The following is a 13,116-nucleotide window of genomic DNA, read 5'->3' as shown; positions in this document are numbered from 1 at the left end:
ACAAAACCATGACTAGCCCTTCCCGGCCTGCGGCTGCTTCCTCGAAAGCAGGCGCCGTACTGCGCGTTACTTCGGGCAACTTTCTCGAACAGTTCGATTTCTTTCTGTTCGGCTTCTATGCCACCTACATCGCCGCTGCCTTCTTCCCCGCCGCCAATGAATTTGCATCATTAATGATGACCTTCGCCGTGTTCGGTGCAGGCTTCCTGATGCGGCCGTTGGGCGCGATCATCCTGGGTGCCTATATCGACGACGTGGGTCGGCGCAAAGGCTTGATCGTGACCCTGTCGATCATGGCCAGCGGCACGCTGTTGATCGTGCTGGTGCCCGGTTATCAGACCATTGGCCTGTGGGCACCCTTGCTGGTGCTGCTGGGGCGTTTGCTGCAGGGCTTCTCGGCCGGTGCGGAATTGGGCGGTGTATCGGTGTACCTGTCCGAGATGGCCACGCCGGGCCGCAAGGGCTTCTATACCAGCTGGCAGTCGGGCAGCCAGCAGATCTCGATTGTGGTCGCCGCCGCACTGGGCTATGGCTTGAACGTATGGATGGAGCCGGCCGTGGTCGCCGACTGGGGCTGGCGCATTCCGTTCGCCGTTGGTTGCGTGATCATTCCGTTTATCTTCGTGCTGCGGCGCAACCTGCAGGAAACCGAAGAGTTCGCCAACCGCAAGCACCGCCCGACCATGCGTGAAGTGATGGCCACCCTGGTGAAAAACTGGACCGTGGTGATTGGCGGCATGCTGATGGTGGCCATGACCACTACCGCGTTCTACCTGATCACCGTGTACGCACCGACCTTCGGCAAGACCGTGCTGCAACTGAGCACCTCCGACGCGCTGCTGGTGACGTTGCTGGTAGCGGTGTCGAACTTTGTCTGGCTGCCGATCGGCGGCACCCTGAGCGACCGCTTCGGCCGCAAGCCGGTGCTGGTGGCCATGACGGTGCTGACCGTTCTTACGGCTTATCCTGCGTTGTCCTACGTAGTCAACGCGCCAAGCTTTGCGCATATGTTGGAGACCCTGTTGTGGTTCTCCTTCCTCTACGGCATGTACAACGGCGCGATGATCCCGGCGCTGACTGAAATCATGCCGGTAGAAGTGCGCGTCGCAGGCTTCTCCCTGGCCTACAGCCTGGCAACTGCGGTGTTCGGTGGCTTCACGCCCGCGATCTCCACCTGGTTCATTCACCTCACCGGAGATAAAGCGTCGCCGGCTTACTGGATGATATTCGCTGCGCTGTGTGCCCTATGTTCTACCCTGGCGCTGTATCGCCGCGCCAATGCCCGTGACCAGGTCATGCAGGGGGCCGCACAATGAAGCCGCTGTTCAAAACCCTCACGGCCGTAGTCCTCGGCGCCCTGGCGCTGTCAGCCCAGGCTGAGGAACTCAAGGTGATGACCTCCGGTGGCTTCACTGCCGCGTATAAATTGCTCGGCCCGCAATATGCCAAGCACAGCGGTGACACCCTCGACACTATCCTCGGCCCGTCCATGGGCAAGGCGCCGGAAGCGATTCCCAACCGCCTGGCCCGTGGCGAACACGCCGATGTGGTGATCATGGTCGGCTACGCCCTGGATGAGCTGATCAAACAAGGCAAGGTCGACCCCGCCTCCCGCGTGGAACTGGCGGATTCGCGGATTGGCTTGGTGGTCAAGGAAGGCGCGGTCAAACCGTCGATCGGCACCGATGCCGAACTCAAGGCCGTGCTGAGCAAGGCCAAGTCAGTGGCGTATTCGGACAGCGCCAGCGGTGTGTATGTCGAGAAAGAGCTGTTCAAAAAGCTCGGCATGCCCGCCAAGGGCACCATGATCGAACGCGCGCCGGTGGGCGAACAGGTGGCCAAGGGTGACTACGAAGTAGGCTTGCAACAGGTGGCGGAGTTGCTGCCGGTCAAGGGCGTGACGTTTGTAGGTAAGATCCCGGAGGACGTGCAGTCCGTTACGCGTTTTGCAGCGGGCATTCCGGTAAACGCCGAACATCCGCAAGAGGCCAAGGCGTTGCTGCAGTTCATGGCGTCGCCCGAAGCTCAACCGGTGGTGCAATCCACCGGCCTGGACTCGGTGTCACGCTGACCGAAACGGCATCTCCCGCACCAGCCGCTCCAGCTCCAGCGCCGCCGGCGGCAATGTCCGCCCGCGGCGCTTGATCAAGCCCACATTGCGCATCACCTGCGGTTCCACCAGCGGCACGCTCACCAGGATCGGGTGTTCGCACGCCGGCATCGCAATCGACGGCACCATCGCCACGCCCAACCCCGCCTCCACCAATCCGATCATGGTAGTCACGTGGTGGGTCTCGCAGATACTCGGCTTTTTCACACGCACGCCGCGCAGGGCCTGGTCCAGCAGGAAGCGGTTGCCCGAGGTTTTGTCCACCGTGATGTAGTCATGCTCATAGGCTTCGGTCCACGTCACGCTCTCACGCGCGGCCAACGGATGGTCACGACGACAGGCCAGCACATAGCGCTCCTGCAGCAACAACTCAAACTCCACTTCATCAGCCAGGCTGCCGCTGAAACTCACGCCAAAATCCGCCTCGCCACTCTCCACCGCATTGCACACTTCACCGGCACTGGCATCCAGCACCCGCAGGCGAATTTTCGGATACAGCTTGTGGAATTCGGAGATGACGTGAGGCATGAAGTAATACGCGGTGGACGGCACGCAGGCGATGGTGACGTTGCCCATGCGCGTGGACGCGACGTTACTGATGCCCATCAAGGCGATGTCGAGGTCGTCGAGCATGCGTTCGACCTGGGGCAGGAACGCCCGCCCGACCATGGTCAGGCTGACCCGCCGCGTGGTGCGCTCGAACAGTTTGACGTCGAGCGCGGATTCCAGCTTTTCGATACGCCGGCTGAGGGCCGGCTGGGAGATTCGGATGGCCTCGGCAGCGCCGCGAAAACTGCCCTTGTCTACCACGGCGCGGAAGGCTTGGAGGTCATTGAGGTCGAAGTTGATGATCACGGGAGGCAGGCCAAAGTGGTCGGGGGTGGCGGGCATTATCGTATGGGAGCCGGTGGGATGCCATGCGTGCCGGGCGGGCTGGCCGAGATAACTCTGTTACACATATGAAGTCATACATATCAGCAGCTTATCAGCGTCTCCAGACCGCGCAATCGCCAAAACGGGTCAATACTTGCGGCCTGACCTACACAACGGGAGAGGCAACACCACATGGAAACCTATCACTTCTGGATGGACGACGAGACGCCGGATATCGGCATCGATCAGCTGCTTCTTGCATCGCGCCAATGGTCAAGTAGGATTGAATCCTACTCACCTCTGGCGGACATCCAAATGCGCTCAACCCAGCAAATGAGCATCACGTTGCCCCTTGAAATGGCTGCCCTGGTCAAGGCCAAGGTGGCTGCCGGCGAATATGCCAGCGAAAGTGAAGTGATTCGCGACGGACTGCGCGTGCTGCTGGCACGTGACCGCGCCATGGACGACTGGCTGAGGGATGAAGTCATTCCGGCAGCGACCGCTCTCGAGGCTGAGCCTGAGCTCGGGCTATCCGCTGAACAGGTCCGCGAACACATGGCAGTCAAACGTCAGCGCAAAGGCACAGGGAAAGCGTGAGCTATTCGGTAGTCTTTTCGCCTGAAGCCCTGGCGCAACTCGATGCCCTTGAAGACTACATCAATGCTGTCGGCTCCCCGCCTGTGGCTGCGCGTTTTATCGACAATCTCGTCAGCTACTGTGAAAGCCTCGCCCTGTTCCCCTTGCGTGGCTTGCGTCGTGATGACCTGCTGACAGGCTTGCGCGTCACCAATTATCGTCGCACCACCCTCATTGCTTTCAGGGTGAGGGCTGGCTGCGAAACGGTATCGATAGTGGGGATATTTTACGGCGGGCAAGACTACACGGCGTTGTTGCAGGGAGATGAGAGTTAACGTCCAACACTGGATAAAACAGCCTGCTGAAAACGGGTCAGCAGGCTCTTAGTATTCTTCTCGCTGATTGAATAAGTGCACGCCTCGTCACATCGATGGCACTGATGATTACTATCGAAACGAGCGCCTGCCCGATTGCCCATACTGCTTCCTATAATCCCTTCCGAATTCCCTCCCCCGCCTGGCTTCAGGCGACATTCCTGTTGGAACCCAATCCCATGCCAAGCGCGAGCCAGGCCCCTAGCGGGCTTCCCGAACATAACCAACAAAGTGTCAAACAGCAGTGGCTGGCGATTCTCTCGGTCGCCGTGGGCGCATTCGCCTTGGTGACCAGCGAGTTTCTGCCGGTGGGCGTGCTCAACGATGTCGCCAGCGATCTGGGCATCAGCGCCGGTCACGCCGGGCTGATGGTGACCCTGCCCGGCATCATGGCCGCGCTTGCCGCGCCGTTTCTGTCAGTCAGCATCGGCACCATGGACCGTCGCTACCTGCTGATCGGCCTGACGTTGGTGATGATCATCGCCAACTCGGTGGTGGCCTTCGCCAGTGACTTCAGCCTGTTGCTGTTCGGTCGTGTACTGCTCGGCATCAGCATTGGCGGCTTCTGGGCCACGGCCATTGCGCTCAGCGGACGGCTGGCGCCCAAGGGCGTGGGCGTTGCGAAAGCCACCTCGATCATCATGATGGGCGTGACCCTGGCCACCGTATTGGGCGTGCCTGTCGGCACCTGGCTCAGCGGTTTGATGGGCTGGCGCATGACCTTCCTGGTCACCGCACTGGTGGGCATTCCGGTGTTGCTGGCGCAGGTTTTCCTGCTGCCCCGACTTACCCCGGAAAAAGCCATTCATATCCGCGACCTGCCGGCCTTGTTCATCAACCCACAAGCTCGGGTCGGGTTGATCGCCGTACTGCTGATCGGCCTGGCACACTTTGCCGCGTACACCTATGTCGCGCCGTTTTTCAAAAACAGTTCAGGCTTTGACGGCCCGACAATTGGCTCACTGTTACTGCTGTATGGCGTGGCGGGCGTGATGGGTAACGTCTTCGCCGGCTTCGCCGCCAACCGCAGCGTACGCAACACCCTGCTGCTGGTCGCGCTGATGATCGGCACCAGCACCGCGCTGTTCCCCTACTTCGCCACCGGCATGACCGGCGCCGCGATGCTGATCGCCCTCTGGGGCTTCGCCTTCGGTGCGTTCCCGGCCTGCGCCAGCATCTGGATGTTCGTCGTGGCGCCCAAGGACGTGGAGCGCGGCATGCCACTGTTTGTCGCGCTGTTTCAGGTGATCATTGCCCTGGGCTCGTTCTTTGGTGGACGAATTGTCGATCAGATGGGTAGCTCGGTGTTGTTGAGCCTGGCGACGATGTTGGTGGGATGTGGTTTTGCGACGGTATTGGTGTTGGGGCGCAAGGTGAGTAATAGCCTGGTGGCGCAGCCGGCCTGACCGGGTTGAGACCGCGAAAAAGCCTGCTGAGCGTGAGTTCAGCAGGCTTTTTCATTTTGAGCGTGGATGATTATTGAACATGCTTATTGAAAAGCCTGGTAATGAGAATTCCCAGCGCAAGACGGGCGTGCGTAATTCCTTGGACTAGCCTGAGAAGGTCGCTGGTTTGGCGACATACTTTCAGGGAGCTTATATGCCAACAAAATATCGAGATGCCGTCACAGGGGAATATGTAACTGCGGACGAGGCGAAGAAGAGGCCACGGGAAACGGTGCGGGAAACCGATAAAAAGCCGTCAGCAGAATCAAAGGGTAAAAAACCGAAGCTTCAGGCGTCGCACTCTGTAGACGAGCGGAGCCGATTGCCTTCCACGCCCGATCTGGTGACTGAGAATTAGCTGCCGGCTACACGGGTGCGCTAACGCATTATGGAGCGTCTTTCGAAGCGGGCGGCTGGCCCGAATCCCTGGTTAAAACATGTGAACTGAAAGCCAGAAAATCGCCCAGGTGTTTAGTAATGATGGCAACCGTGATCGGCAATTGAAGCGTCTGATACTCACGCACTGCGATGTTGCGGAAACCGACCATATTTTTCAGGTTGGTCAACAAAGAAGGATCCACCCATCCGCCCTGTGCCAGCAATTCGAACACATCACGAGCGCCCTGGGGAACGCCCAGGCGCTCACGACGTATTAGATGCTGCCCTATGGCCAGAGCGGCCTCGCAGGCGCGCTGAATATTGAGAGTGGCCGCATCCGGACCTACTGTTTGATTCTCCGGATCGCGTAACTGTTCTGCGTTTAAACCACTTGGACAAGGACACTGTCGTTGAAAACGCAATCATCTATGCCCGCCAAATGGTAGGAACTAAGTACTCGAAGAAAGAAGCAGCTGGATCGCTCGTACCAAAGCTTCGCTCAGACCTCAAGAATCGGCAGTTTTGCTCTCGCTTGGTTGCGTAGGCGTTCAATCAGGGTGGAGTCCGCCTCGTGGCGAATCCCGCAGATATCCACGAATCTCAGCTCTTGGTTGAGGTTCACAACTGCATTCGCAAGGCATCATCTGAAGAGTGCAAGTTCGCCGAAAAAACCAGCCCATTAAACACGGGCACATCATGACGGCTGGCTCCTGAAAGACATCGGGAGCACAGCATCAGTCATTAGATTTCGAGTTGGAATGTGGGCTTTATGGCGCGCTTACTAAAGATCGATTACACGAACTAGGTGATCCTCGGGGATCAACTCTTCCAGCGAGACCGGGAACAGGCAGGTCTGACTGCGCGGCTCTCCTTAGATGTAGGCCATAACGAAAATGCTCCGTATCTTTCGATACGGAGCATTTTCTTTGAGTGCCGCGCAGATTGCTAGGTTTTCACAAAGTCTGCTTGGCCGTTTTTTTATAACTCAGTGCTGAATGTTACTTCTGTAAGGTTATAGGTGCACTATAAGGTGAGTATGTATTAAGATCAGATTCAACTACATAGGACTGGGCCTGAACTGTAACCCATTGGCCAGTACTCGAGAGATCTACGTCGATAGCCCATTGCCCGTCGGGGCCTGCCACTCCTTGTCCATACTGCACGCCAGTATTGGCTTGAATAATTCTGACCGATTGATTTGGTTCTGCCGTCCCCCATAGCCGGGGGGTGGGGCCACATCCAAGACCGCCATTTCCGTGGATGACTGGTGTTTGTGCCATGTCATGTACTCCTCAATTTTTATTAAGCATTGTTGTAAACGCCGTTAGAATCGCAACGACGCTGCGTTTAATGATGGGAGAAGTTAGAATTCAGGTAACCTGTTATAAGTGACAGTTTTTTATATTTTTTTTGCATGCTCTTTTTACCTTATATTCCAAGGCTATATATAGCCTGTGTCATACTGTTTTTGATTTTTTAACGCTCGAAACTCAGTAGGGCAGGTCCATGCCGGTGAAAAAGGGGGATTGATATCTATCCCGAGCCCCCCAGTGCGCGGGCTTAAGCAATCATGCCGATAGAAAGGGTGCCGCTCTCGACGGCAATTACTTTGTGTCGCTCACGTATTTGTAAAAAAGGGGACTTATTTGAATGGTACTCACTTAGCTGCTAACTAGCTGATGTGATTACGAAAAAAAGGAAGTAAGGCTGGTATTGATCTACGGTGATAGTTTCGAACCCACACCCATAGAGCAAGGACCAACCCGAGTGAATCGTAGACGTCAATCGTCAGGCATCAACAGCAGCGCATCCATCAGCACGCCACAAACAGCAATGCTCATGCGTTCTTCAAGCTGCTCGCCAATCCAGAAATGCGGCTGCTGCCGAGTCAACGATGCATCGTGGCGCACCGCTCGTCTAAAAAAATGCCCCGTCCCCTGGTAGCCACGGTCAAGCATGAACGTCCATTGAATGGCGCACATCGTTTGATAGTTGATGCACAATCTAGCGGGCAAAAAAAATCCCGCAGAGCGTCTAACTCGCGGGATTTCTTAGGTATTTATGGCGGAGAGATAGGGATTCGAACCCTAGGTACCGGTGAAGGTACAACGGATTTCGAATCCGTCCCATTCGGCCACTCTGGCATCTCTCCAACGGCGCGCATCATAACAGCCTGTTTCGTGGAAGCAAAGCTCTGTTGAGATTTTTTTCCGTGCTATCAGATGCTTGCGTCGATTAAAGCGGTACGCCGAGACGCTTGGCGACTTCTTCGTAGGCTTCGATAACGTCACCGAGGCCCTGGCGGAAGCGGTCTTTGTCCATCTTCTTCTTGGTGTCCTTGTCCCACAGGCGGCAGCCGTCAGGGCTGAATTCGTCACCCAGGACGATGGAGCCGTCGTGGAACACGCCGAATTCGAGTTTGAAGTCCACCAGCAAGAGGCCGGCGTCGTCGAATAATTTGCTCAGCACGTCGTTGACCTTGAGGGACAACTCTTTCATGCGCGCCAATTGTTCAGCAGTGCCCCAGCCGAAGGCCACGACGTGCGATTCGTTGATGAACGGGTCGCCCTTGGCGTCGTCCTTCAGGAACAGTTCGAAGGTGTAGGGATTGAGCTTGAGGCCCTCTTCCACGCCCAGGCGTTTGACCAGGCTGCCGGCAGCGTAGTTACGCACGACGCATTCGACCGGGATCATGTCGAGCTTCTTGACCAGGCACTCGTTGTCGCCCAGCAGTTTGTCGAATTGGGTCGGAATACCGGCCTCTTCGAGTTTCTGCATGATGAAAGCGTTGAACTTGTTGTTCACCATACCCTTGCGATCAAGCTGCTCGATGCGCTTACCGTCGAACGCCGAGGTGTCGTTGCGAAACAGCAGGATCAGGCGGTTGGCGTCGTCGGTCTTGTATACCGACTTGGCTTTGCCGCGGTAGAGTTCTTCACGTTTTTCCATGATGGGCTCCGCTTTGAGTGAGGTGGGCTAGGCGATATGTCGCCAGTCGAGCCCTGAATCTTGATCGGCCAGTTGCAGCCAGTCCGGGTCGCACCCGAGGGTGTCGACAAAACATTGCCGGGCAAGCGTCGGCAGGTTGTTCTTGCTGCTCAGGTGGGCCAGGACCAGGTGTTGCAGGTCTTGCCAGCCCAACTCATACACCAGGTACGCCGCCTGATGGTTGTTCAAATGTCCCAGTTCGCCGCCCACCCGCTGCTTGAGAAAGTAGGGGTAATGACCGCGAGCCAGCAGGTCTCGGCAGTGATTGGACTCGATCATCAAGGCATCGAGGTCGCGGTAACCGTCCAGCACCTTGGCGCAGTAGGAACCCAGGTCGGTGAGCACACCGAAGCGCCGCTCGCCGTCACTGAATACATATTGCGTGGGTTCCTGGGCATCGTGAGCGACCGCGACAACACTGATGCTCAGGGCACCGATCTGCAGTTGCTCGCCTCCCGCCAGGAAACCTGCGGGTTCAACGGGTTTGCGCATCCCGCGCAACGTGCCGCGACTCAGGTACACCGGAAGATTGTAGCGCCGAGACAGCAAACCCACGCCATGCACGTGATCGGCATGTTCGTGGGTCACCAGAATCGCGCTCAGCTGCGCGGGGTGAACCCCCAGGCGCAGCAGGCGCCGCTCGGTTTCTCTTAACGAGAAACCACAATCCACCAGTACGTACGTGTCGTCGTGGGCGACCAGCGTGCCGTTCCCTTGGCTACCGCTACCGAGAACAGCAAAACGCATCGGATCAGCCCAGGTTGTCCTGAATCACGCCCAACACTTTGCGCGCTGTTTCAGCTGGCGCGACGGTGTTGATGTTCTTCTCGACCGTGACTTGCACGCTCTCGCCAACCTTGCTCAAACGAACCTGGTAACGCTCGGCGCGGGTCTCGACTTCTTCCTTGGTCGGCTGGCTGCCAAACAACTTGCCGAGGAAACCTGGCTCGTCGTCCTTTTTCTCGGCCTTTTCGGCCACGTTGATGTAGTACAGGCCCAGGCTGCGGTTGATGTCTTCAACGCGCCAAGGACCCTGCTCCAACGCGCGACCGACGCTGGCCCAGGCACGGTCCAGGTCTTCACCCAGGTTCAGCACCACGTTGCCGCTGCCATCTTCGGTAAGGCTGACGCGGCTCGGTGTGTCGTAATCGCGTGCGGCGAGCAGGGAAACCGAGCCGCCCTTCTCGGAGATACGGCTCATGCTGGCCAGCATCTCGTCGACCAGCGCGGCGTCGACACCGGTATTGACCGAGCGGTTGGTGAAATCGACGTTGGCGGTGCTGCCGGCAGGACGCTCGGCGCTGACCACATAGACTTCACTGGTATTGCGTTGCACGCCAGGCTCGATGCGCACTCGCACACGGGCTTCGTTATCGGCGGCTACACCACTGGCCTGCAGACGCTGGGCCATGTTGGCGGACAGTTCGCTGCCGTGCTGCCAGGCCGTGGTGAACTCACCGGTCTGCGGACGCTGTTGATCAAGACGAAAACCGTTGTCCTGGAAGAACTGCATGGCCACCGGCCAGACTTCGGCGGGTGGGCGCTGAGCCACGATCCAGCGGTTGTCGCCACTCTTCTGCAGGCTGTAATCGCTGGCATCGGCCACCGCTGTGATCGGTTGCGGGCGTGGCACCACGTATTCGCCCTTGACGGTGTCGTCGGCGACATTGCGCGGAATCGGCAGCAGCGGGTCGAGGCGCTTGGCGACGCTCACGTCAGGCGGCAGTTGCATCGGTTTGGTTGCTTGCGCGTCCAGGTAATCGCTGCCACGGTCACGGAAGTAGCCTTCCGGGCCCCATACCCAACCGCAGCCACTGGTGCTGGAGATAATCAAGGCAAGTGCGGAAAGTCCGGCCAATCGCTTCATGCGTAGTGCTTCCTCAATTAAACCAGGACGCCGGACTGGCGCAGGGCCTGTCGCAGCGGTTCGTGACAGGCTTCGCTGAGCCGGGTGAGCGGCAGACGGATACCGTCCGGCATCAGGCCCATCTCAAACAGCGCCCACTTCACGGGAATAGGGTTGGATTCGATAAACAGTGTCTTGTTGAGCGGCATCAGCTTCTCGTGGATCGCACGTGCGGTCGTGGCGTCACCGGCAATGGCGGCGGCGCACATTTCGCTCATGGCGCGCGGGGCGACGTTGGCGGTCACGGAAATATTGCCCTTGCCGCCCAGCAGGATCAGCTCGACAGCGGTGGCGTCGTCACCGGAATACACCAGGAAATCGCTGCTCACGCCGGCCAGGATGTCCTTGGCGCGCTGCAGGTCGCCGGTGGCTTCCTTGATTCCGATGATGTTCGCCACGGTGGACAGGCGGATCACCGTTTCGGCTTTCATATCGCACGCAGTGCGGCCGGGTACGTTGTAGAGGATCTGCGGGATGTCGACAGCTTCGGCAATGGTGCGAAAGTGCTGGTACAGGCCTTCCTGAGTCGGCTTGTTGTAATACGGAGTCACCAGCAGGCACGCATCGGCGCCGGCCTTCTTGGCGTTTTTGGTCAGCTCGATTGCTTCACGCGTCGAGTTGGCGCCGGTACCGGCGATCACGGCGATGCGGCCCGCAACGCGCTTGACCACGAACTCGATCACCTGGATGTGTTCTTCCACATCGAGGGTGGCCGATTCACCTGTGGTGCCGACCGCTACGATGGCGTTGGTGCCTTCTTGCAGGTGGAAGTCCACCAGTTTGCCCAGGCTGTCCCAGTCGAGATGACCTTGTGCATCCATGGGTGTGACCAGTGCCACCATACTGCCCGCAATCATGCAACCGCTCCTGCCGGAAAAAGAGAGCCGTAATGGTACTGGCGCCAAGATGCTTGTACAAGCGAAGTACCGTGCGACGATGCGTTCTGGCGTAACTAAACGACGGGCAATGCCATCATTGGGCCAAAGCACCGCGTGAAGCACGCCGTTCACGTAATGAAAACGCCACCTCCTAGCCCTTGGCGATGGTTTTCGCTACCCTTCATCCTTTGATCGATACAGCTCTGACGGTATCGACCGCTCATCGCTTTAGGAAGGCTGCATGTCCACCCCCACAGTTCGCGAACAATTCCTTGTTATCAGTGCCCTCGGCGCCAACCCCATGGAGCTGACCAACGTCCTGTGCCGCGCCAGCCATGAGAACCGCTGCGCCGTCGTGACCTCGCGCCTGACCCGCCATGGCGAATGCAGTGCGCTGGTGCTGCAGATTTCCGGCAGTTGGGACGCCTTGGCGCGCCTGGAGACCGGCCTGCCGGGACTGGCCAAGAAGCACGACTTCACCGTCAATGTGGTGCGCAGCGCAGCCCTGGAAAATCGCCCGCAGGCCCTGCCTTACGTGGCGTACGTCAGCTCGGCCTACCGCTCGGACATCGTCAACGAGCTGTGCCAGTTCTTTATCGACCACAACGTCGAGTTGGAGAACCTGACCTGCGACACCTACCAGGCGCCACAAACCGGCGGCACCATGCTCAACGCCACATTCACCGTGACCTTGCCGGCCGGCGTGCAGATCAGTTGGCTACGCGACCAGTTCCTGGATTTCGCCGACGCCCTGAATCTTGACGCCCTGATCGAGCCTTGGCGCCCACAGAACCCCATGTAAGGACTTGCCCATGCCGGTAGCCATCGACACACCCGTCGCCGATTTCGAAGCCCAGGCCACCAGCGGCCAAACCTTCAGCCTTGCGGCCCTCAAGGGCAAGCAAGTGGTGCTCTATTTCTACCCGAAAGACAGCACCCCGGGCTGCACCACCCAGGGCCAGGGTTTCCGCGACCAATACGCCGCGTTCCAGGCCGCCAATACCGAAGTGTTTGGCGTGTCGCGCGACAGCGTGAAGTCCCATGAGAACTTCAAGAGTAAGCAGGCGTTTCCGTTCGAGCTGATCAGTGACAAGGACGAAGCGGTGTGCCAGCTGTTTGATGTGATCAAACTGAAGAAGCTGTACGGCAAGGAATACCTGGGCGTGGATCGCAGCACCTTTCTGATCGACAGCGAAGGTGTGCTCCGTCAGGAATGGCGCGGCGTGAAAGTGCCAGGGCATGTGGACGCAGTCTTGGCGGCGGCGCAGGCGCTGAACAAGGGCTGATCTTCAGCCCATAAAGCCATCAGGCTTTGCGCAACCAATAACGGTACACACCTGCCGCTTCTTCTTCCTGGACCAGCGTGTGGCCCGCCAGCTTGGCAAAGGTGCGGAAGTCGCGCTGGGAGCCTGCGTCCGTGGCGGTTACTTTGAGTACAGCCCCGCTGGCCAGTCGATTGAGCTCCAGCTTGGCCTTGAGCAAGGGCAGCGGACAGTTGAGGCCGCTGGCGTCGAGTTCGGCGTCAAAGGCTACAGCGTCGGTCATGGTGTTACTCCAGGCAAACATTTGAGCTGCTTAGAATATCTGG

15 protein-coding genes and 1 tRNA gene are annotated in these 13,116 nt (G+C 58.4%); 7 read left to right on the top strand and 9 right to left on the bottom strand.

What is annotated here, in order from left to right:
* The first annotated feature begins 8 nt into the window (after window positions 1–8).
* The gene (locus tag C4J92_RS07295) at window positions 9–1,316 is read left to right on the top strand and encodes an MFS transporter (protein ID WP_124403385.1); all 1,308 of its coding nucleotides are present in this window, start codon (window positions 9–11) and stop codon (window positions 1,314–1,316) included.
* Window positions 1,313–2,071 (top strand): substrate-binding domain-containing protein, encoded by a 759-nt coding sequence (locus tag C4J92_RS07290; protein WP_124403384.1) that lies wholly within the window; start codon window positions 1,313–1,315, stop codon window positions 2,069–2,071. The genes C4J92_RS07295 and C4J92_RS07290 overlap by 4 nt, the downstream gene beginning before the upstream one ends.
* Here C4J92_RS07290 and C4J92_RS07285 read toward each other — a convergent pair.
* Entirely contained in the window at window positions 2,063–2,965 is a 903-nt protein-coding gene (locus C4J92_RS07285) for a LysR family transcriptional regulator (protein WP_065886461.1), read from the bottom strand. The genes C4J92_RS07290 and C4J92_RS07285 overlap by 9 nt on opposite strands.
* Window positions 2,966–3,298: 333 nt before the next feature.
* Here C4J92_RS07285 and C4J92_RS07280 point away from each other — a divergent pair, with 333 nt between their 5' ends.
* From C4J92_RS07280 to C4J92_RS07270, 3 genes are all read left to right on the top strand, one after another.
* Window positions 3,299–3,580, top strand: coding sequence for a type II toxin-antitoxin system ParD family antitoxin (locus C4J92_RS07280; RefSeq protein WP_177412808.1), 282 nt, complete (start codon window positions 3,299–3,301; stop codon window positions 3,578–3,580).
* Window positions 3,577–3,894 (top strand): type II toxin-antitoxin system RelE/ParE family toxin, encoded by a 318-nt coding sequence (locus C4J92_RS07275; protein WP_124403383.1) that lies wholly within the window; start codon window positions 3,577–3,579, stop codon window positions 3,892–3,894. Before C4J92_RS07280 ends, C4J92_RS07275 begins: the two co-directional genes overlap by 4 nt.
* A 218-nt stretch (window positions 3,895–4,112) precedes the next feature.
* Window positions 4,113–5,339 carry an MFS transporter gene (locus C4J92_RS07270; RefSeq protein ID WP_124403382.1) on the top strand — a complete coding sequence of 409 codons (1,227 nt, stop codon included), beginning with the start codon at window positions 4,113–4,115 and terminating at the stop codon, window positions 5,337–5,339.
* 425 nt (window positions 5,340–5,764) lie between these two features.
* On the opposite strand, the gene C4J92_RS07260 is transcribed toward C4J92_RS07270, so the two are convergent.
* From C4J92_RS07260 to dapA, 7 genes are all read right to left on the bottom strand, one after another.
* Complete coding sequence (locus C4J92_RS07260; RefSeq protein ID WP_256657460.1) at window positions 5,765–6,178, bottom strand: DUF86 domain-containing protein; 414 nt, start codon at window positions 6,176–6,178, stop codon at window positions 5,765–5,767.
* A gap of 1,359 nt (window positions 6,179–7,537) precedes the next feature.
* Window positions 7,538–7,714, bottom strand: coding sequence for a hypothetical protein (locus C4J92_RS26935; protein ID WP_164487518.1), 177 nt, complete (start codon window positions 7,712–7,714; stop codon window positions 7,538–7,540).
* 104 nt (window positions 7,715–7,818) lie between these two features.
* Window positions 7,819–7,908: transfer RNA gene (locus C4J92_RS07255), tRNA-Ser, on the bottom strand.
* Window positions 7,909–7,991: 83 nt separating this feature from the next.
* On the bottom strand, window positions 7,992–8,705 hold the full coding sequence (purC, locus tag C4J92_RS07250; RefSeq protein ID WP_048726015.1) for a phosphoribosylaminoimidazolesuccinocarboxamide synthase: 714 nt from the start codon (window positions 8,703–8,705) through the stop codon (window positions 7,992–7,994).
* Window positions 8,706–8,732: 27 nt separating this feature from the next.
* The gene (locus C4J92_RS07245; protein WP_124369961.1) at window positions 8,733–9,491 is read right to left on the bottom strand and encodes an MBL fold metallo-hydrolase; all 759 of its coding nucleotides are present in this window, start codon (window positions 9,489–9,491) and stop codon (window positions 8,733–8,735) included.
* Between the two features lie 4 nt (window positions 9,492–9,495).
* Window positions 9,496–10,611 (bottom strand): outer membrane protein assembly factor BamC, encoded by a 1,116-nt coding sequence (gene bamC, locus C4J92_RS07240; RefSeq protein ID WP_124403381.1) that lies wholly within the window; start codon window positions 10,609–10,611, stop codon window positions 9,496–9,498.
* A 17-nt stretch (window positions 10,612–10,628) separates the two neighbouring features.
* A complete protein-coding gene (dapA, locus tag C4J92_RS07235; RefSeq protein WP_124366220.1) occupies window positions 10,629–11,507 on the bottom strand; it encodes a 4-hydroxy-tetrahydrodipicolinate synthase in 879 nt (292 codons plus the stop codon).
* A gap of 262 nt (window positions 11,508–11,769) precedes the next feature.
* On the opposite strand from dapA, the gene C4J92_RS07230 reads away from it, so the two are divergent.
* Together C4J92_RS07230 and C4J92_RS07225 are read left to right on the top strand one after the other, a co-directional pair.
* The gene (locus C4J92_RS07230) at window positions 11,770–12,330 is read left to right on the top strand and encodes a glycine cleavage system protein R (RefSeq protein ID WP_003189463.1); all 561 of its coding nucleotides are present in this window, start codon (window positions 11,770–11,772) and stop codon (window positions 12,328–12,330) included.
* A gap of 10 nt (window positions 12,331–12,340) precedes the next feature.
* Window positions 12,341–12,814, top strand: coding sequence for a peroxiredoxin (locus C4J92_RS07225; RefSeq protein ID WP_124369959.1), 474 nt, complete (start codon window positions 12,341–12,343; stop codon window positions 12,812–12,814).
* 19 nt (window positions 12,815–12,833) lie between these two features.
* Here the strand turns inward: C4J92_RS07225 and C4J92_RS07220 are convergent, their stop codons facing one another.
* Window positions 12,834–13,073: a sulfurtransferase TusA family protein gene (locus C4J92_RS07220; RefSeq protein WP_124361736.1), complete on the bottom strand. Its 240-nt coding sequence runs from the start codon at window positions 13,071–13,073 to the stop codon at window positions 12,834–12,836.
* Window positions 13,074–13,116 lie beyond the last annotated feature (43 nt).

This window comes from Pseudomonas sp. R3-18-08 (genome assembly GCF_003852065.1).
Lineage (GTDB): Bacteria > Pseudomonadota > Gammaproteobacteria > Pseudomonadales > Pseudomonadaceae > Aquipseudomonas.
Note: the sequence above shows the minus strand (reverse complement) of the source record. Positions and strands in the feature narration are given on the sequence as shown.

Bases quoted from the DNA above. Each gene is read 5' to 3' on its own strand.
- C4J92_RS07295 (WP_124403385.1), top strand. From the start codon at position 9: ATGACTAGCCCTTCCCGGCCTGCGGCTGCTTCCTCGAAAGCAGGCGCC.
- C4J92_RS07290 (WP_124403384.1), top strand. From the start codon at position 1,313: ATGAAGCCGCTGTTCAAAACCCTCACGGCCGTAGTCCTCGGCGCCCTG.
- C4J92_RS07280 (WP_177412808.1), top strand. From the start codon at position 3,299: ATGCGCTCAACCCAGCAAATGAGCATCACGTTGCCCCTTGAAATGGCT.
- C4J92_RS07270 (WP_124403382.1), top strand. From the start codon at position 4,113: ATGCCAAGCGCGAGCCAGGCCCCTAGCGGGCTTCCCGAACATAACCAA.
- C4J92_RS26935 (WP_164487518.1), bottom strand. From the start codon at position 7,714: ATGCTTGACCGTGGCTACCAGGGGACGGGGCATTTTTTTAGACGAGCG.
- purC (WP_048726015.1), bottom strand. From the start codon at position 8,705: ATGGAAAAACGTGAAGAACTCTACCGCGGCAAAGCCAAGTCGGTATAC.
- C4J92_RS07245 (WP_124369961.1), bottom strand. From the start codon at position 9,491: ATGCGTTTTGCTGTTCTCGGTAGCGGTAGCCAAGGGAACGGCACGCTG.
- bamC (WP_124403381.1), bottom strand. From the start codon at position 10,611: ATGAAGCGATTGGCCGGACTTTCCGCACTTGCCTTGATTATCTCCAGC.
- dapA (WP_124366220.1), bottom strand. From the start codon at position 11,507: ATGATTGCGGGCAGTATGGTGGCACTGGTCACACCCATGGATGCACAA.
- C4J92_RS07230 (WP_003189463.1), top strand. From the start codon at position 11,770: ATGTCCACCCCCACAGTTCGCGAACAATTCCTTGTTATCAGTGCCCTC.
- C4J92_RS07225 (WP_124369959.1), top strand. From the start codon at position 12,341: ATGCCGGTAGCCATCGACACACCCGTCGCCGATTTCGAAGCCCAGGCC.
- C4J92_RS07220 (WP_124361736.1), bottom strand. From the start codon at position 13,073: ATGACCGACGCTGTAGCCTTTGACGCCGAACTCGACGCCAGCGGCCTC.